General features: G+C 68.1%; 21 protein-coding genes. 1 reads left to right on the top strand and 20 read right to left on the bottom strand.

The features are described from left to right. The first annotated feature begins 155 nt into the window (after positions 1 to 155). Positions 156 to 1,028 (top strand): GerMN domain-containing protein, encoded by an 873-nt coding sequence (locus tag WC971_01345; GenBank protein ID MFA5843457.1) that lies wholly within the window; start codon positions 156 to 158, stop codon positions 1,026 to 1,028. Here the strand turns inward: WC971_01345 and WC971_01340 are convergent. From WC971_01340 to WC971_01245, 20 genes are all read right to left on the bottom strand, one after another. Beyond that, the gene (locus WC971_01340) at positions 1,025 to 2,377 is read right to left on the bottom strand and encodes a HAMP domain-containing sensor histidine kinase (GenBank protein ID MFA5843456.1); all 1,353 of its coding nucleotides are present in this window, start codon (positions 2,375 to 2,377) and stop codon (positions 1,025 to 1,027) included. The genes WC971_01345 and WC971_01340 overlap by 4 nt on opposite strands. 1 nt (position 2,378) lies before the next feature. Further along, a complete protein-coding gene (locus WC971_01335; protein MFA5843455.1) occupies positions 2,379 to 3,092 on the bottom strand; it encodes a response regulator transcription factor in 714 nt (237 codons plus the stop codon). Beyond that, positions 3,089 to 4,393, bottom strand: coding sequence for a hybrid sensor histidine kinase/response regulator (locus WC971_01330; protein ID MFA5843454.1), 1,305 nt, complete (start codon positions 4,391 to 4,393; stop codon positions 3,089 to 3,091). Before WC971_01330 ends, WC971_01335 begins: the two co-directional genes overlap by 4 nt. Further along, complete coding sequence (locus tag WC971_01325; protein MFA5843453.1) at positions 4,390 to 4,779, bottom strand: response regulator; 390 nt, start codon at positions 4,777 to 4,779, stop codon at positions 4,390 to 4,392. The genes WC971_01330 and WC971_01325 overlap by 4 nt, the downstream gene beginning before the upstream one ends. Positions 4,780 to 4,857: 78 nt before the next feature. After that, positions 4,858 to 5,862 (bottom strand): RluA family pseudouridine synthase, encoded by a 1,005-nt coding sequence (locus WC971_01320; protein MFA5843452.1) that lies wholly within the window; start codon positions 5,860 to 5,862, stop codon positions 4,858 to 4,860. After that, positions 5,859 to 6,383 carry a signal peptidase II gene (lspA, locus tag WC971_01315; GenBank protein ID MFA5843451.1) on the bottom strand — a complete coding sequence of 175 codons (525 nt, stop codon included), beginning with the start codon at positions 6,381 to 6,383 and terminating at the stop codon, positions 5,859 to 5,861. The genes WC971_01320 and lspA overlap by 4 nt, the downstream gene beginning before the upstream one ends. Beyond that, a complete protein-coding gene (locus WC971_01310; GenBank protein ID MFA5843450.1) occupies positions 6,365 to 6,730 on the bottom strand; it encodes a TraR/DksA C4-type zinc finger protein in 366 nt (121 codons plus the stop codon). The genes lspA and WC971_01310 overlap by 19 nt, the downstream gene beginning before the upstream one ends. Before the next feature lie 78 nt (positions 6,731 to 6,808). Next, positions 6,809 to 9,652: an isoleucine--tRNA ligase gene (gene ileS / locus WC971_01305; GenBank protein MFA5843449.1), complete on the bottom strand. Its 2,844-nt coding sequence runs from the start codon at positions 9,650 to 9,652 to the stop codon at positions 6,809 to 6,811. 348 nt (positions 9,653 to 10,000) lie between these two features. Further along, entirely contained in the window at positions 10,001 to 10,285 is a 285-nt protein-coding gene (locus tag WC971_01300; GenBank protein MFA5843448.1) for a DUF167 domain-containing protein, read from the bottom strand. Between the two features lie 3 nt (positions 10,286 to 10,288). Continuing rightward, the gene (locus WC971_01295; protein MFA5843447.1) at positions 10,289 to 11,155 is read right to left on the bottom strand and encodes a DivIVA domain-containing protein; all 867 of its coding nucleotides are present in this window, start codon (positions 11,153 to 11,155) and stop codon (positions 10,289 to 10,291) included. A gap of 13 nt (positions 11,156 to 11,168) precedes the next feature. Continuing rightward, on the bottom strand, positions 11,169 to 11,453 hold the full coding sequence (locus WC971_01290; protein ID MFA5843446.1) for a YggT family protein: 285 nt from the start codon (positions 11,451 to 11,453) through the stop codon (positions 11,169 to 11,171). Next, a complete protein-coding gene (proC, locus tag WC971_01285) occupies positions 11,450 to 12,262 on the bottom strand; it encodes a pyrroline-5-carboxylate reductase (protein ID MFA5843445.1) in 813 nt (270 codons plus the stop codon). The genes WC971_01290 and proC overlap by 4 nt, the downstream gene beginning before the upstream one ends. A 38-nt stretch (positions 12,263 to 12,300) precedes the next feature. Beyond that, positions 12,301 to 12,843 (bottom strand): cell division protein SepF, encoded by a 543-nt coding sequence (gene sepF / locus WC971_01280; protein MFA5843444.1) that lies wholly within the window; start codon positions 12,841 to 12,843, stop codon positions 12,301 to 12,303. Beyond that, positions 12,840 to 13,517, bottom strand: coding sequence for a YggS family pyridoxal phosphate-dependent enzyme (locus WC971_01275; GenBank protein ID MFA5843443.1), 678 nt, complete (start codon positions 13,515 to 13,517; stop codon positions 12,840 to 12,842). The genes sepF and WC971_01275 overlap by 4 nt, the downstream gene beginning before the upstream one ends. A gap of 6 nt (positions 13,518 to 13,523) precedes the next feature. Next, the gene (phoU, locus tag WC971_01270; protein ID MFA5843442.1) at positions 13,524 to 14,195 is read right to left on the bottom strand and encodes a phosphate signaling complex protein PhoU; all 672 of its coding nucleotides are present in this window, start codon (positions 14,193 to 14,195) and stop codon (positions 13,524 to 13,526) included. A gap of 65 nt (positions 14,196 to 14,260) precedes the next feature. After that, complete coding sequence (gene pstB / locus WC971_01265; GenBank protein ID MFA5843441.1) at positions 14,261 to 15,079, bottom strand: phosphate ABC transporter ATP-binding protein PstB; 819 nt, start codon at positions 15,077 to 15,079, stop codon at positions 14,261 to 14,263. Beyond that, positions 15,076 to 15,906, bottom strand: a complete 831-nt coding sequence (gene pstA, locus WC971_01260; GenBank protein ID MFA5843440.1) for a phosphate ABC transporter permease PstA — start codon at positions 15,904 to 15,906, stop codon at positions 15,076 to 15,078. The genes pstB and pstA overlap by 4 nt, the downstream gene beginning before the upstream one ends. Further along, the gene (pstC, locus tag WC971_01255) at positions 15,903 to 16,796 is read right to left on the bottom strand and encodes a phosphate ABC transporter permease subunit PstC (protein MFA5843439.1); all 894 of its coding nucleotides are present in this window, start codon (positions 16,794 to 16,796) and stop codon (positions 15,903 to 15,905) included. The genes pstA and pstC overlap by 4 nt, the downstream gene beginning before the upstream one ends. After that, positions 16,793 to 17,629, bottom strand: coding sequence for a phosphate ABC transporter substrate-binding protein (locus WC971_01250; GenBank protein ID MFA5843438.1), 837 nt, complete (start codon positions 17,627 to 17,629; stop codon positions 16,793 to 16,795). Before WC971_01250 ends, pstC begins: the two co-directional genes overlap by 4 nt. Further along, the gene (locus WC971_01245; protein ID MFA5843437.1) at positions 17,629 to 18,465 is read right to left on the bottom strand and encodes a polyphenol oxidase family protein; all 837 of its coding nucleotides are present in this window, start codon (positions 18,463 to 18,465) and stop codon (positions 17,629 to 17,631) included. Before WC971_01245 ends, WC971_01250 begins: the two co-directional genes overlap by 1 nt. Between the last annotated feature and the right edge of the window lie 54 nt (positions 18,466 to 18,519).

Raw genomic sequence — 18,519 nt, 5'->3', positions numbered from 1 at the left:
CTACAAGCTCAACGCCCGCAAGAACCCGAGATGGAAAGAGGAGGTGAAGGCGTCCGACGTCGAGTACCTTTATTGTGAGGCAACGAATCAGTCGCTCGAGTACCTTTTATTCTGAGGCATCACGGAGCCGCGGAAGACGGAGGGAGACGATCGCAGTGAACGGTCGCGCCGCCATCACGCTCGCCTTGACGCTCGCACTGCTCGCAGCCTCAGGGTGCTCGCGGTCGTCCGAGCCAGCCGCGCCGCCGCCGGCGCCGTCAGAGGCGCCATCGACACCGGTCCCGCCACCGTCCCCCACGGCTGTCGAAGCGACGACCGCGGTCATCGTCTACCTCGTCGAAGGAGAGCGCGTCGCGGCCGTGCGTCGCGAGGCCCGACTCCCCAGCGTCGCGGCACAAGCGGTTCGCGCCCTGCTAGCCGGGCCGACGGCGGCGGAGCGTTCGCGCGGTCTCGGCTCGGCCGTGCCGACCGGGACGGCCCTGCGCTCTCTGTCCATCACCGCCGGAGTCGCGACCATCGATCTCTCCGGCGCCTTCGCGTCCGGCGGCGGAAGCCTCTCCATGCGGATGCGCGCAGCGCAGGTCGTGTGCACCCTCACCGGCTTCCGGACCGTGCGCTCGGTCAGGTTCCGGCTCGACGGTAGTCCCCTGACCGCTCTCGGCGGAGAGGGTCTCATCCTCGACACGCCGCAGACCGCAGCGGCATTCGAGGACCTGATCCCGCCGATCGTCATCGAGACACCGCAACCGGGCGACGCCGCCGGAGCGACTCTCTCGGTGCGCGGTACCGCCGATGTGTTCGAGGCGGTCTTCTTCCTAGAGATCCGCGACGGAGCCGGACGCCTCCTGGTGCGGCGCCGCGTGCTGGCCTCCGCAGGCACCGGGACGCGCGGCCGCTTTTCTGCAACTCTCGCCCTGCCGTCGGGCACCGGGGACACGGGCGAACTGGTGGGTTGGGTGACGTCGCCCAAGGACGGCTCGCGGGTCGTGCTCGCCCGGATCGCGCTGCGACTCGAGGACCGACCCTAGCCCGCGAGCGGTAACCGCAGCGAGAACGTCGTCCCTCCGCCCTCGCGCGCGGCCACGGTGACGCCGCCGCCGTGGCGATCGACGATCTCCTTCACGACCGCGAGCCCGATGCCTAGACCGCCCTTCGAGAGCTCGCGCGCTCCCGCCGAGCGCCAGAAGCGGGTGAAGACGCGGCCGGAGTCCTCTTCCGCGACCCCGATGCCGGTGTCGGAGACCTCGATGAGAGCCTCACCTTCGTCGGCAGAGAGGCGCACGACGACGGTGCCGCCCGGCTCCGTGTACCGGGCCGCGTTCGAGAGCAGGTTCCCGACCGCCTGGGTCAGCCGGTCGGCGTCACCGCGCACGCCGAGACCTTCGCGTACGTCCTCCACCAGCTCGAGGCCGGAGGACTCGATCAGCGCCCGATGCGCCTCGATGGCGCGAGAGACCGGCCAGGCGGGATCGAGGACGTCCGAGCGGAAGGGCACCTCTCCGCGCTCGAGCCGCGCCAGTTCGAGGATGTGGCCCGTCAACCGACCGAGCCGCATGGTCTCCTCGCGGACGACTCCGAGCCGCTCCACGTCCATGGGCAGGACGCCGTCCTGCATCGCCTCGACCGTCGCCTGGATCGCCTGCAACGGCGTGCGCAACTCGTGCGCGACGTCCGCCGTCAGACGACGCTCGAACTCGCGATCCGCCTCCACCGCGTCGGCCATCTGATCCAGCGTCGCGCCCAGGACAGCGACGGCATCCTCACCTCGCATGCCCGTACGTGCGTCGCGCCGTCCGGCCCGCAGCGCCGCCGCGACCTCCGTCACCGCGTTGATGGGCCTCACGATCGACCGCGCGTACCACGCTCCGGCGATCGAAGAGAGACACACGGCGATCAGCGCCGCGATGAGCAGCCCGCGAAAGGCCGCCCTGACGAACTGGCGATCGCGTTCGGTCAGCAGCCCGCCCGGAGCGATGGGAGAGACGCGGACCGCGCCGACGTCCACACCTCCGACCGTCACACGCGAAGAAGCGACGGGGCCGACGTCGGACTCCGGGAGGGTCAGCGCACCGCCCATCACGTCGGCAGTGTCCTCGATCACCTTCCCATCCGCGTCGAGGATCCGGACCCGCAGTCCCGACATCATCGCCGAGTGCGAGAATTGGAGGCTGAGGTCCTGCCATCCCCCGGCTGCCGCGTAGGCTTCCGCGACCGACTGCGCGACCCCGTCCGCCTGGGCTTGGAGTCCCCTGCGGACGTAGCTCGTGAACTGGCGCTGCCAGGTCACGCCGAGGAGCGCCGCCGCTAGAAGGGCCGTCACCGCAGCCACAGCCGCGAAGGCGAGGCCGAGGCGCCAGACGAGCGTCGAGCGCGGCATGTCAGCGAGACTCCGGTTCCGATGGTGCATCGAACCTGTAGCCGATCCCGAAGACCGTGTGGACGAACCGCGGGGACTTGGGATCGTCATCGAGCTTCGCGCGAAGGTTCTTCACGTGACTGTCGATCGCTCGCTCGTAACCCTCGAAATCGTAGCCGAGCACCTTCTCCACGAGTTCCATGCGCGAGTAGACGCGACCAGGATACCTCGACAGCGTCGCCAACAACTTGTACTCGCTCGCGGTGAGCTCTACCTCCTCGCCGTCGAGGTAGACTCGGTGCCCGGCGATGTCTATCGAGAGCGGTCCGAACTCGGCACGTCCGCGCTGGGGCTCGGTGTCGGCATGCGCCCTGCGCAGCAGAGCCCGTGCCCGTGCGACCAGCTCGCGCGGACTGAACGGCTTCACGAGGTAGTCGTCGGCGCCCAGGTCCAGACCGGCGACACGCTCCTCCTCCGAGCCCTTCGCCGTCAGCATGATGATCGGGACGTCGGAGGCGTCCCGCAATCGGCGGCAGACCTCCTCGCCGGGGACTTTGGGGAGGTTCAGGTCGAGAACGACCAAGTCGTAGCCGTGCGCCGCCACCGCGTCGAGCGCGGCCTGGCCGTCGCCGACGGCGCTCACCCAGAAACCCTCTCTCTCCAGGTAGGCCTCGACAGCCTCTCGGATCGCGCGTTCGTCCTCGACGACCAGTACGCGCTTCGCGCTCGCGATCACTCGTCGGCTCCCGCGGGCGCGAGCGGGACGACCAGGGAGAACGTGCTGCCGACGCCCGGCTCGCTCCTCACGTCGATCCGGCCTCCATGCGCCAAGGCTACCTGCCTCGCGATGAAGAGTCCGAGCCCGAATCCTCCGAACTCGCGTGTCGTCGACATGTCCACCTGGGTGAAGCGCTCGAACGCGCCCTTGACCTCATCCGCGGTCATCCCGATCCCCTGGTCGAAGACCTCGATGATCACATCGCCGCCGTCGAGACGTGCCACGAGGCGGACATCGCCGCCATCGGGAGAGTACTTGACGGCGTTGCCCAGGAGCCTGCCGACGGCGCCGGCGAGCCGGTCCGGGTCGCACCACACACGGTCGAGCCCCTCTCCGACCTCGACGGAGAGCCGATGCTTGTCTGACGGCCGCGTCTCCGCCGCCCTCTCGCGCACCACCCGGCCGAGGTCGGCCCAGCGCAGGTCGAGCCGTACTCCCTCGGCCTGGATCTGTGAGACCTCGAGTAGTTCCTCGATCAGACGCTTCATGTCGAGCGATCTGGCGCGCACCTTGTCGATGAGTTCCGCCGCGACGGCCGGCTTGCCGGACGCCTCGGGACGTTCCAGCAGTTCCGCGTACCCGATGATGCTCGTGAGCGGCGTGCGCAGTTCATGCGAGACGGTCGCCACGAAGCTCGACTTCAGCATCTCGAGCCGGCGGCGATCCGCCTCCACGCGATCCCGTTTGGCGATCTCGGCGTCGAGGTCGGAGATCAGTTGACGCTTCACCTCGACCTCGTCGGAGAGGATCTCCATCGCGCGCTTGAGCTCGGCGTTGGTCGACTGCAGCGAGAGTGCCTTCTGCTCGAGCTTGTGCACGAGCCGCTCGCTGTACTCCCGCAGCACCTCGGCCTCGCCCTTCTGGGCGGGACGGTTCGCGCCGCCCTCGGCCTGGACGCGCGCGACCGTCCGGTCGACCGCCGCGACGAGCGCCACCGGGTCCTGGGGCTTCGTGAGGAACGCGTCAGCGCCGAGACTGATCGCGAACCGCTCGTCGGCGACATCGGTGTAGGAGGCGGTGTAGAAGATGAGAGGCGAATCGGCAAGGACCGGGTCGGCCTTCCACGCTCGGCACAACCGATAGCCGTCCATGCGCGGCATCAGGATGTCGGTGATGATCAGCCCGGGCGGTTCGCGCCTCCCCGCCTCGAGCGCTTCGATGCCGTCGGACACGGTCTCCACCTCGTGACCGTGGGCGGACAGGATCGTCCGGCTCAAGTAGCGGCTCGCCTCGTCGTCGTCGACGACCAGGATCCTCATGCGCGCGCACTCCCGTCCAACCGGGGTACGAGGAACGACATCACCCGGGAGACGAACGTCTCCGGATCGATGGGCTTGGAGATGTAGCCGTCACACCCCGCGGAGAGCACGCGCTCCCGATCGCCCTTCATCGAGTACGCCGTGAGTGCGATCACGGGAGCGGTGAACGTCTCGTCGGCCTTGATGAGCTTCGTGGCCTCGTATCCGTCGAGCTTCGGAAGGAGCATGTCCATGAGGACCATCTCCGGTCGACGGGAGAGCGCGAGATCGACGCCCGCTTCGCCGTCGCTCGCCACGATGACCTCGAACCCGCTCTGCTCGAGAAGGAACCGCACGAGGTACTGGTTCTGAGGATCGTCCTCGATGACGAGGATGGTTCCGCCCACGCCCAGACCTCCAGATGTCCTCGCTTCGCGACCGGCCCCATGCCGATCGCGTACCCGTTGCTGACTATACCCCGGCGGCTAGAGTCCTGGCGCCGCATCCCCGAGCACCGCGTTCCCCGCCGGCGTCCGACCCATCGAGCGGTCGGCCAGACTTGCGAGCGGCTGCGCCAGGTCGGGAGCGAGCGGGTCTAGGAGCTCGATCTCCTCCCCCGAGGCAGGATGCTCCAGCGAGAGGCGGTAGGAGTGCAGGAACTGCCGGGACAGCCCGAGATCCGCCCTCGCCTTCCGGCGACCGTAGAGCTGATCCCCGACGACGGGATGGTCGATGTAGGCCATGTGGACGCGTATCTGATGCGTCCTCCCCGTGTAGAGCTTGCACTCCAGCAGCGTGTATCCGTCGTCGCCCGAGCCCGCCATGAATCGCTCGAGCACCCGGAAGGTCGTGACCGATTGCCGCGACGCCTCGGACTCGACCACCCCCATCCGCATGCGGTCCTTGGGGTGACGCGCGATCGGCGCGTCGATGATGCCCTCGTCGGGAGATATGTATCCGTGAACGAGGGCGAGGTAGCGGCGATCGACGGAGCGCACCTTGATCGCCTCGGAGAGGGCCGCCTGTGTCGTATCGTCCTTCGCGACGAGCATCAGTCCCGACGTGTCCTTGTCGAGGCGGTGGACGATGCCCGGACGGTCGTCGCCGGACAGCGTGCCGAGATCCTCGCTGTGCGCGAGAAGAGCGTGCACCAGCGTCCCCGACCAGTGGCCGTGCGCGGGGTGGACGACCATCCCGGCCGCCTTGCTCAAGACGATGAGGTGGTCGTCTTCGAAGCGGATGTCGAGCGGGACGTGCTCAGGGATGAGGTCCGACGGCTCCGCCGGGGGGATCTCGACGAGGACGTGCTCGCCCGACCGCACGACGTGCCGCTTGCCCGTCACGGTCCCGTTCACCCGCACGAAGCCGCGCTCGATCAGCCGCTCCGCGGCGGAGCGGCTCGGCATGAAGTCGAGCTCGCCGAGAAGCTTGTCTAGGCGCTGGCCCGCCTCGTCGGAGCGGACGGTGTGTGTGTGGATGTGAGCGCTCATGCCGCCGCAGCATCGCCGTCGTCGACCTGGTCCGGGTCCTTCTCGATCAGGAGCAGGAATGCGAGGCAGGCCACTCCGACCACGATCGCCGAATCGGCCACGTTGAACACGGGGAAGACGTCCCGATGGCGGAACTGGATCTCAAGCATGTCCGTGACCCGGCGGTCCCCGCTGACGCGATCTATCAGGTTGCCGAGCGCACCACCGGCGACGAGCCCGAGTGCGAACGCCGAAGTCCGCCGACGGACCTCGCCGAAGGACGCGAACACCCCGATGCCGACGATCACGAGAGCCGACGTGACGACGAACATGACCTGCCGACCGGGCATGATCCCGAATGCGGCGCCGAGGTTGCGCACGTGGGTGATGTTGAGGAAGCCGTCGATGACCGGGACGGTGCTCAGCGGCGCGAGAGCCGCCCGGATGGCGGCTTTCGATGCCTGGTCCACGACGACGACCGCGACAGCGGTCGCCGCGATCATGGCGCCCGCCTCGACGCGGCCTAGCGCGACTCTTCCCATTCCTTGCACGAGATGCAGAACTCGGCCGCGGGAACGGCCTCGAGCCGGGACTCGGCGATCCGTTCTCCGCAGCGCAGGCAGACACCGTAGCCGCCGGCTTCGAGCCTCTCCAGCGCCCGCTGGGTCTGCGCCAGACGCTCGCGAGCGCTGTCGACGATGGTCATGTCGATCTCCCGGACGAAGGTCGCGGTGCCCTGGTCCGCCATATGGTCGCGATAGTTGTTCTCACCGCTCGCGTCGGAGAGGTTCTCCTGGCCCTCGAGTTCGTACTCCTCGACCTCGGCGATGAGCCGGTCGCGCTCGGCCTCGAGCAGCGACTTGAAGCCGGCGAGCGTCTTCGCATGCATCGTCGATGCCTCCGTGGTGTATCTCGCAGACGACGCCCCGGGTCGGGGCGCCGCGTCATGCTCCGTCATACCCCATGATTATACCATCAGGGCGCTGACGACCTCCGCACAACGGCCGCACAGGTCGGGATGCTTCGCATCCCCGCCGATGTCCTCGCGCCAGTTCCAGCAGCGCGGACACCTCCGGCCTTCGGCCGCCTGGACGAGGATCCAGACGCCTTCCGCCGAGCCGGGGACCGCACCGTCGGGCGCAGGAGCGTCCGCGACGACTTCCGCGTGCGAGGCCAGGAAAACATCCCCGAGATCCTCGCGGGCGGCGAGGACGGACGCGAGTGGCGCCGGCGCGCCTATGACTACCCGCGTCTCCTGGGACTTCGTGAACTCCTTCGACGCCCTGCGCTCCTCGAGCGCGCGCATGACGTCATCGCGGACCGCGAGCACCTCGGCGTAGTCGGCGATCAACGCCGCGGACTCGGACTCGTCGACCGCGATCCGCGGCCATCCGGTCAGCTGCACGGACTCCGCGTCCCGCAAGGACTCGGGCATGAAGCGCCAGACCTCCTCGCACGTGAAGGTGAGGATCGGCGCCGTGAGACGCACCAGGGCTCCGAGCACGGCTGCGAGCACGGTCTGAGCGCTGCGCCTCGAGAGCGAATCGGCTCCATCCGAGTAGAGACGGTCCTTGATGACATCCATGTAGAACGAGGAGAGGTCCGTCGTGCAGTATCCATACACCGCGTGGAAGACGCGATGGAACTGCCAGTCGTCGTAGAAGCGGGTGACGTCCTCGACCACCGCCGAGAGACGCGACATCGCCCAACGGTCGAGCTCCGGCATGTCCTCCCAAGCCACGGCCCTTCCCGGCTCCCACTCGGCGAGGTTGCCCAGCAGGAAGCGGAACGTGTTGCGGATGCGCCGGTACGCTTCGCTGGTGCGCGACAGGATCTCGTCGGAGACCCCGATGTCCTGACCGTAGTCGGCCGACGCCGCCCAGAGGCGTACCACGTCGGCGCCGGACGCGGCCACGACATCGAGCGGCGAGACGACGTTGCCCATCGACTTCGACATCTTGCGGCCGTCGCCGTCCACGATGAAGCCGTGCGTGAGGACCTTGGAGTACGGCGCGGTACCGTACGCGCCGACACTGGTGAGCAGGGCGGACTGGAACCAGCCCCTGTGCTGGTCGGAGCCCTCGAGGTAGAGGTCCGCGGGACGCCGCAGTCCCTCGCGCGCGTCGAGCACGCTCGTGTGCGAGACGCCGGACTCGAACCACACGTCGACGATGTCGTCCTCGGGCTTGAGCGCACTCCCGCCACAGCGGGGGCAGACGACGCTCGAGGGGAGGTACTCGCTCGGGTCCTTCGCGAACCACGCGTCCGCGCCCTCGGTCGCGAACAGGCGCTCCACCGCATCGAACGTCTCGTCCGTGGCCACCGTCTCGCCGCATGCAACGCACGTGAACACCGGGATGGGCACGCCCCAGGCCCGCTGGCGGCTGATGCACCAGTCGGGACGGTCGCCGACCATGCCGGACATGCGGTTGATCGACCAGCCGGGGATCCATTCGACGCCCGAGATCGCCTCCATCGCGCTCTCGCGCAGCGGGCGAACACCCTCTGCGGCCGTGTCCATCGAGACGAACCACTGCTCGGTCGCTCGGAAGATCACGGGCTGCTTGCAGCGCCAGCAGTGGGGGTAGGAGTGGTTGGTCTTCCCCGCGGCCGCGAGCGTGCCACGCTCGGCCAGCCAGTCGACGATCACCGGGTTGGCTTCCGAGACCTTCATCCCCGCGAACGGGCCGCCGCCCTCGTCGAACACTCCGTCGTCGTCGACGGGCATCGGCGACGGCAGACCGTAGCTCTGGCCCACGAGGTAGTCCTCTTCGCCATGGCCGGGCGCGGTGTGGACGGCGCCCGTGCCCGTCGACAGGTCGACGTGTTCCCCGGTGACGAAGACCCCCATGACGCCCGGATGAACGGGGTGCTCGTAATGCAGACCCTCGAACTGCGAACCGGAAGCCCGGACAACGGAACCGTCGGTGCCCTTCACCAGCTCCCACGACTCCCACCCGGCCGTACTCGCGACGGCTTCGACGAGCGCCTCGGCGACGATCAGGACCTCACCCGAGACGCGCACGCCGACGTAGGGCGCGTCCTGAGCGAGCGTCACCGCGACGTTCGCCGGCAGCGTCCATGGAGTCGTCGTCCAGATCAGGATGGAGACCGGCTCCGCGCCAGCCCGCAACGACCCGGGTATCTCGGTCATCCGGAACTTCACGTAGATGCTGTCGCTCACGTCGTCCGAGTACTCGATCTCGGCCTCGGCCAGGGCGGTCCGGCATCGGACACACCAGTGGATCGGCTTGCGGCCCTTGTAGACCATGCCCTTGTCGTACATCGACTTGAAGACGCGCACGTCACCGGCCTCGTAGGACGGGTCGAGGGTCAGGTAGGGGTCCTCGAAGTCGCCGCGCACTCCCAACCGGCGGAACTCGTCGGCCTGCACGGCCACGAACCGCATCGCGTGCTCGCGGCAGAGTCGCCGGACCTCCGACTGCGAGGTGTTCTTCATCCTCTCGGGGCCCAGCTCCTTCTCGACCATGTGCTCGATCGGCTGACCGTGGCAGTCCCAGCCGGGCACGTAGGGGGCGAAGAAGCCGCGCATCGTCTTGTACTTGACCACGAGGTCCTTGAAGACCTTGTTGAAGGCGGTGCCCATGTGGATGTGGCCGTTCGCGTACGGAGGACCGTCGTGGAGTATGAAGACCGGTCCGCCCGCGTTGCGCTCGAGGCTCTTGCGGTAGACGTCGATCTCGTCCCAGAACGCGAGCGACTCCGGCTCCCGCCGGGCGAGGTCGGCCCGCATGGGGAAGTCCGTGCTCGGGAGGTTCATCGTCTGCTTGTAGTCCGGCTGCTCGGCCATCTCATCCCTCTCGTGCTCGCACTACTCCAGGGCGCGAAAAAGCGCGCTCGTCCACACCCGCCGGGACGAAGCGCGCTCGCATGCCGCTCCGCGGTACCACCCAGCTTGCGCGAGGCCTTCTCGACCCTGCGCGCCACTCGGTCGCCCGATAACGGGAGCTCCCGTCGGAGCCTACTGGGCGCTCAAGCGCCGTTCGGTCCGAGGCTGATGAGGGGATCTTCGGACGAGGTCCGCCACCTGCGGGCTTGCACTGTCCCCGCTCGCTGTCCGGGCCGCGACCCGCCTACTCGTCCTCGTCGTCGCCTGTCACGATGTGCGCATAAGGGTAGTCCAGGGCCGTGTCGAGGGTCAAACCGCGGGATCGACCGGGGGCGAAGGGAACGCCGCACGGATCCCGGCCTCGTCGAGGCCGTCCACCTCGAGTGTCTTGTGCCTCGACCCCGCACCGCGCACGACACGCACTGCGCTCTTCGGTACGCCGAGGGACTCGGCCACCGCGCGACAGACCGCGGCGTTGGCCTTGCCGTCCTCCGGCGGGACCCTCACTCGGACGGCGAGTTCGTCGCCCACGAAGCCCACTACCTCGTCACGATGGGCGCGCGGCGTCACGACGACGGCGATGCGGGCGGACACCCGCTAGTCGATCTCCTCGATCTCGACGTCGTCATCGCGCTCTCCGAGAGAGCCGAACGACGGCATCACGAACTCCTCGGGCTCGGAGAACGTCGGTTCTTCTGGGCCGAGGTCGGGCGGCGTGATCTCGCCGAGCTGCAGACTCGTGACGAATCCGGAAGCGGGAACGTCCTCGAACAGCGGCTCCGCCACGGTCGCGACGGGCTCGTCGCCAAAGACCGAGGCGACGTCGAGAGCATCGTCCGCGGGCTCGGGGACCTGGATCGGCTCGGGAACCACCGCGGCGGGAGCGGGAGCGGGAACGGGAACGGGCTCCGTGACGAGGGGCTGCTCCTCGACGATCCGGGCCACGGTCTCGGGAGCCACCTGCGCCTCGACGAGCGTCTCTCCGCCGGACTCGGCCGTGAGGAGCATGACGTCCTCGGGAAGGCCGATCTCCCCGATGCTGCGCAGATGCTGGTCGAGCAGCGACTTGAAGCGACCGCGGAACTCCTCTTCGGCTTGCTTGATGCGCAGGAGCTCGGCGGAAGCCTTCTGCTTGTCCGACAGCGCCTGGTGGATGACCTCCTTGGCCTTCACCTCGGCGTCGCGCAGGACCAGGTCGGCCTCCTTCTGAGCCTTGGCGATGATCTCCTCGGCGGAGCGCTGCGCCTGGAGAAGGGTGTTGTTGAGCGTCTCCTTCATGTCCTCGTAGGACTTCACGACCGCGCTCGCCGCCTCGATACGCTCGGCGAGCTCGATGTTCTCCTTGAAGAGCCGCTCGAACTCGTCCGCGACCTGGTCGAGAAACTGATCGACCTCCTCCTCGTGGTATCCGCGGATGGAGTGACGGAACTCCTTATGGTGGATGTCGAGCGGGGTGAGCTTCATCTCTGGTCCTCCCTCACAGCCCTGCCATCCCTAGGATAGCGAAGATGACCGGGCTCAGCACGTATTGGAGCACGAGGATGGCGACGAGCGGCGAGAAATCGATCCCTCCGGTGCTCGGCATGATGCGCCGGAACAGACCGAGGTACGGCTCGCAGACCTGTGCGAGCACGTGGTAGACGTCGAAGAAGATGCCGGAGCGCGACGGGAACCACGAGAGGATCACGTACGCGAAGACGAGCAGCGTGTAGAACTCGATGACGGACCCCAGGATGCCCCTGACGGACAGCGCACCGATCACGACCCCAGCTCCTTGGCGCGCGAGACCGCCGCTGCGACGCCTGCGGCGACCGCAGCGCGGAAGCCGCGGGCCTCGAACGCCTCGAGTGCGGCGATGGTCGTCCCGCCCGGACTGCACACCGCGTCCACGAGCTCTTCCGGATGCATCCCGGTCCGCGCCAGGAGCTCCGCAGTGCCCGCGACGGTTGCGACCGCGAGCGATTGGGCGACATCGCGGGGGAGACCCTGGCGCACGCCCGCGCGCGCCAGGGCGTCGATGAATGTGGCGACGTACGCTGGACCCGAACCCGATATCGCGGTGGCTGCGTCCTGATGGCGCTCGTCGAGGACGATGGCGTCGCCGAGCGCGGCGAAGAGGCCGCACACGAAGGTGACCTGCTCGGGAGTCGCGTCGGGCCCGCCGCTGACCACGCTCATCCCCCGACCGACCATCGCGGGGGTGTTCGGCATGACGCGGACGAGAGGCTGGCCCTCGGTCAGACGCGCCGCCAGGCGGGCGAGCGTCGCGCCCGCGGCGATGGAGACGACGACCGCGTCGGACGCGAGGGCCCCAGCAAGGGAGTCCACGACCGCGTCGAGCACTTGCGGCTTCACGGCCAACACGACGATCCCGGCGCCCGAGACCGCCGAAGCGGCGTCGGCCACACAGGCGACTCCGTGCGTGTCTTGCAGGACCTCGCGGCGCGCGGCGTCGGGCTCGGCGACCGTGATCGAGCCGGCATCGGCGCGACCGGCCGCGAGCCAGCCGGCGACGATAGCCTCTCCCATACGGCCGCCCCCGATGACGGCGATGCGCGGGATACGATCCATGCGGGGGACGCGCCTTCCTCTCGGTGTGCGGACGAGCCTCAGATGTCGAGACCGAAAAGGCCCGTGTCCTTCAGACGGCGACGGTCCTCGGCCGAGACGTCGACGTTGCGCGGCGAGAGCATGAACACCCTGTCCGCGACGCGCTGAAGACCTCCGTCGCATCCGTACGTCAATCCCGACGCGAAGTCGATGAAACGCTTCGCCAGGTCCGAATCGGTCCCGGTCAGGTTCAGGATGACCGGCACCTCCTGCTTGAACTTGTCCGCGATCGACTGTGCCTCGGAGAAGGACCGGGGCTCCGAGATGTACATCCTCACCTGAGGGGAACCGTCTCGCGCGCTGCGATGCACTGCGGCCTCGCGGGCGCGGGCGACGTCCGGCTCGCGGTCGACCCTGCGGATGGTCAGAGGGTCGGAATAGGGACTGCGGTACGCGACGGGGGCCTCCTCGCCGGGCTCGTCGTCGTATTCGTCCTCGAAGGACTCGTCGTACTCGTCGGACAGGCCCAGACGCGCCTTCATCGACTGCCACAGGCTCACGTGGTGCTCCTCGGTCCCTCGTGCCGGTCCGACTCGGTTCATCGGCCGAATATCGCCCTTCCGATCCGGACGATCGTCGCACCCTCCTCGACCGCGACACGGAAATCGTTCGTCATCCCCATCGAGAGTTCCGTGAGGTCGACTCCATTGAAGCGCATGTCGCGGAATCCGGCAAAGAGGTCGGCGAGCCGACGGAAGACCCATCGGGCCTCTTCCGGCCTTCCGAGCGGCGCCATCGTCATGAGGCCTTTCACGAGGACGTTGTCGAGGTCACCCGAGGCGAGCAGCACGTCCTCGACCTCGTCGGGGGCAAGACCGTGCTTCGTCGGCTCCCCCGAGACGTTCACCTGCAGGAGGACCTGCTGGACTGCGCCGGCCTCGGCCGCGTGCCTGTCGACATGCTCCAACAGGCGAAGACTGTCGATCGAGTGGATGAGAGTCGCCCTGCCGGCGACGTCCTTGACCTTGTTCGTCTGCAGGCTGCCGATGAAGTGCCATCGCTCGTCGGGGAAGAGCGCGCGCTTGGCGAGGAACTCCTGCACCCTGTTCTCTCCGAAGTCCCTGCATCCGGCCACGACGGCGTTGCGGACCTCCACGACGCCGACGGTCTTCGCGACCGCCACTATCGTGACGCGCGCGGGATCCCGACCGGCGATGTCGGCCGCATCCGCGACCTGACGGCGCACCGAACGAAGCCGCTCGGCGACGGCGCTCATATCGGGCTACCTCTTCTGATCCGGCCGCGGCTCCGAGAGCGCCTCGAAGTCTCCCGTGACGAGGAACGCGATACGCTCCCCGATGTCCACGGCGTTGTCGGCTATGCGCTCGAGGTATCGCGCCGCCAGCACCATCGAGCTGGCCCACTCGATGTCCTCTTCGTCCTGCAGCCGTGCCAGTTCGCGGAAGAACTGCTTGAAGAGGTGGTCGATCGGCTCGTCGAGGTCCTCGAGCTTGCGCGCGAGCTCCAGGTCGTTCTTCTCGAACGCTTCGAGCGTTGCTTCCAGCACACGGTGCACGAGGTTGCCCTGCGCCTGTATGAGGTCGTAGAGGGTCTGGGGACCGTGCCGGGAGGCCGTGCGCCGCGCCGCCTTCGCGATGTTGACGCCAAGATCCCCCATCCGCTCGAGGTGCATGGCGATGAAGGTGAGCGTGTGGAGCAGGCGCAGGTCGCGCGCGACCGGGAACTGCGTGGCGATGATCTCGAGGGCGTGCTCCTCGACGCCGAGTGTGCGCCGGTCGATCTCGTCGTCGCCCGCGATCACGACCTCCGCGGCGTCGAGATCGCCTTCGACGAGCGCGCGCACCGCGTCCTTGGTCGTCTCGCGGACGAGACGACCGATCGACAGCACCTCCGCCTTGAGCTCCTTGAGTTCCTTGCGGAAGACCTCGCGCATACCCGCTCCTCAGTGATGGGTGTCGCCCATGATACCACGCGTCGGATGGCCTCCGACGCCGTGGCCTAGCCGAACCGGCCGGTGATGTAGTCCTCGGTCCGGCGGTCCTTCGGGCTCGTGAAGATGTTCGCCGTCCGGTCGAACTCGATGAGCTCCGCCGCCTTCCCGATCTCCTCCTGCAGGAAGAAAGCCGTGTAGTCGCTGACGCGCGCCGCCTGCTGCATGTTGTGGGTGACGATGATGATCGTGTACCCGTCCTTGAGCTCGGCCATGAGGTCCTCGATCTTCTGGACACTCGTGGGATCGATGGCCGAGCAGGGCTCGTCCATGAGCAGCACCTCGGGCTGGACCGCCAGCACACGCGCGATGCACAACCTCTGCTGCTGGCCGCCGGAGAGTGTGAGCCCGCCTCGCCCGAGGATGTCCTTGACCTCCTTCCACACGTTCGCTCGCTCGAGCGACGTGCGCACGACGTCGTCGAGCTCGGACTTGCGCCGCACGCCGTGCAGGCGCGGCCCGTACGCGACGTTGTCGTAGATGGACATCGGGAAGGGATTCGGCTGCTGGAAGATCATCCCGACGCGGCGGCGCAGGTCGACAGGGTCGACCCCGGGCGCATAGATGTCCTCGCCGTCGAGGCGGACTTTTCCCGCGACCCGCGTCCCGGGGATGAGGTCGTTCATCCGGTTGAAGGCGCGCAGGAACGTCGACTTGCCGCAGCCGGAGGGGCCGATGCATGCGGTCACGGCGTTCGCCTTGATCCCCACGGTGATGCGCGTGAGCGCGTGGAAGTCACCGTAGAAGAACTCGAGATCGCGGACGGACAGCTTCTCGGGACCGGGGAAGCGCGCGTCGACGAGGGCTGACGAGTCTGTCTCGCTCATCCCTGCATCCTCCTGTTCTTGCGGACTACGAGCCTGGCGGCCAGATTGAAGGCGAGGATCATCAGCACGAGGAGCAGCGCGGTGCCGTACGCGCTCGGGAGGTTGATGCCCTCCATCGACAGGATCATCAGGTGCACGGGCATCGAGCGGCCGGGCGACAGCGGCGACAGCGGCAGGTTCAGAGCGGTGCCCATGGTGAAGATGACCACGGCCGTCTCGCCCGCGGCGCGTCCGGTCGCCAGGATGATGCCCGTGATGATGCGCGGAAGCGCCGAGGGCAGGACGACGCGGCTCACCGTCTGCCACTTCGTCGCGCCCAGCCCGTACGAGCCCCAGCGGATGTACTTCGGGACCGAGCGGATCGCCTCCTCGGTGGTGCGCATGACGATCGGGAGCATGAGGATCGACAGCGCCAGGGCTCCGGAGAGCACCGAGAACCCGAGACCGAGACCCTCGACGAAGAGCGCGAGGCCGAAGAGGCCCATGACTATCGAGGGTACGGACGCGAGCGAGTCCGCCGCGAACCGGATGACGCGCACGAGACGCCCCTGCGCCGCGTACTCCGCCAGGTAGACGGCCGCCAGTATCGCCACCGGCGCGACGATGAGCATCGCGAGGCTGGAGACGTACAGTGTCGCGACGATGGTCGGGCCGATGCCGCCCTCCGCGTTCACACCGCGCGGTGCTGTGAACACGAATCGGGGCGTCAGAGAGCCGATGCCGTTGATCACGATGTAACCGAGGATCGTCCCGAGGATGAGCACGGTCGAGAGCGCGGCGAGCCAGAGCACGCCGATCGCGATCGCGTTGGTCAGGCGCCTGTTCACGCCTCACCCCCGATCCGCGAGACGATCCGCACCGCCGCGACGAAGCCCATCGACAACGCGAACAGGATGATCGCCATCCCGAACAGCGCCGTGCGGTGGTCGCCCGAGGCATAAGGCATGTCGAGCACGATCGTCGACGTCAAGGTGGAGAACGGCCGCGCGATGCCGTCGGGGATGACCGGCGCGTTGCCGGCGACCATCAGTACCGCCATCGTCTCGCCTATCGCGCGTCCCATCCCGAGGATGACCGCGTCGATGATGCCGATCCTCGCCGCGGGCAACAAGACCTTGTAGATGGTCTGCCACTTCGTCGCGCCCATCGCGTAGCTCGCCTCTCGGATGCCGGGAGGCAGGCAGCGCAGCGCATCCTCCGAGATGGTGGCGATGGTGGGGACGATCATGATCCCGAGGATGATCCATACGGGCAGCAGCCCGAAGCCGAGACCGCCGGTCATCCTGGCGATCACGGGTCTCAGGATGATGATCCCGAAGAAGCCGTAGACGACCGACGGGATCCCGGCGAGAAGCTCGACGGCGGGCCGGACCCACCGGCGCACGCCCGGACCGGCGACCTCCGAGAGGAAGACCGCCGCGCCCAGCGCGAGCGGCGTGCCGAGAGCGAGCGCGCCGAGGGTGCCGGCGAAGGATCCGAACAGCAGCGGGAGTATCCCGAAGCTTCCCTGCGTAGGATGCCAGACACGCCCGGTGAGGAACGCGCCGAGACCCACCTTCGCGAAGATCGGCCAGCCCCGGTAGCCGACGAAGGCGAAGATGAGGAAGACGCCCGCGACGGCGACGAAGGCGCACGAGAAGAAGATGTAGCGCAGCGTGCGCTCACGGGCGTGCGTCGCCGCCGAGACGCGGCGCAGCTCCCCGCCGTCGGCGCTCACGAGGACGCACCCCGGATCGGGATGAATCCGGCCTTCGGGATGACGCCGTCCTGCACGGGTTGTGCGAGCAGGAAATCGATGAATTCCTTCGCGATGCCTATCGGCTCGCCCTTAGTCAGCATGTGGAGCATTCGCGATATCGGGTACCTCTTGTCCGCGACCGTCTCCGGCGAGGGCACGACACCGTCGATGGAGACGGCCTTCACCGTCTCGTCCACGAAGCCGTAGCTGATGTATCCGACGGCGCCCTTGGAGCCGGCCACCACCGCGCGGACCTGTCCGGTACCCGGCAGCACAGCCGCGGCAGGATCGAACGGCTGCTCCTTGAGCGCGATCTTGAAGAAGGCCTCGCGCGTACCCGATGCCTCATCGCGATTGACGAGACCGATCGGCATATCGGGTCCGCCGACCTCGCGCCAGTTGCGCACTCTACCCTCGAAGATGCTTCGGACCTGCTCCATCGTGAGGGCATCGACCGGGTTGGACTCGTTGACGATCACCGCGATGGCGTCGTACGCGATCGGGGTGTCGACGAGACCCAGGCTCGCTTCCTCCGGCTTGAGGTCTCGCGAAGAGGTGCCGATGTCGCTCGAACCACCCGCGACGCTCTCGATCCCCGCCGAGGATCCCACGCCGGAGACTAGGACGCGGTCCCCGGGGTGCTCCTCGGCGAACATCTCCCCCGCTATCTCCGCGATCGGTAGGATGGTCGTGGAGCCCGTGACCGTCAGGATGTGGGAGGAATCCCTGCCCGAACGGCAGCCCCCGGCTGCTAACAGGAGCGGGACTGCGACCGTCAAGAGGAGCGCGGTACCGAGGCGCCTAAGGGACATCAGGCGTCTCCGAGGATGACCGCGAGCGCGCCGTGGCGTCCGGTGACGCCTTCGGCGCGATACGAGAAATAGCGGTCGGTCGTCTGTGCCGTGCACACCCCGAGGTGGCACTGTCGGTCCATCGACACTCCGGCCTTCGCGAGATCCTCGGACACCGCCGCGCCCAGGTCGAGACGATCCCCGGCCACGGCCGCGGCCATGTTAGCAGACCGATTCGTGAAACGCGATAGCACGTCCTCACCGACCTCGTAGCAGCACGATCCGATGTGCGCGCCAACGTACGCGATGATGTCCTGGACCGGGCGATCCGAGCTCCCCGCGAGGACGCGAACCGCGTTCCCGGCGATGCCGGCGAGGGCGCCGCGCCATCCGGCGTGGACCACGGCGACAGCCGGACGCGGCCCCGGGACGACGAGGACGAGAGGCACGCAGTCGGCGAAGAGGAGCATGAGTGGAATGCCCACCTCGGTCGTGGTGAGCGCGTCGGCCCCGGCTATCGGGGGCGATCCTCGGGTGGCGGAAGCACCCGCGCCCGCCGCCCGCGGTTCGATCTCGGCGACGCGAGCGCCGTGCACCTGTTCGGCAGTGGTGAGATGCGCGGACATCGCGCCGATCCCGAGCGCGTCGAGCAGGCGGGAGCGGTTCTCGTCCACCCGCTCGGCGACATCGCCCACGTGCGCCGCGAGGTCGAGCGAGGCGTACGGCGCGACGCTGACACCCCCGGTCCGCTCGGAGAAGGCGATGACGACGCCGCGGGCGCGCATCGCGGGGTCCTCGTGCCACGCGACCCCTTCATGCTCCATTCGAACGAGCCTCGGGCCCGATCGACCGGCCATCAGATCCCCCTCACAACCCGCCACTGCTGGCAACTATAAGCTCTCTCGTTCACA

The organism is Coriobacteriia bacterium, assembly GCA_041658765.1.
In the GTDB taxonomy this organism is placed as follows: domain Bacteria; phylum Actinomycetota; class Coriobacteriia; order Anaerosomatales; family JBAZZO01; genus JBAZZO01.
This window is presented reverse-complemented; position numbering and strand designations above follow the sequence as displayed.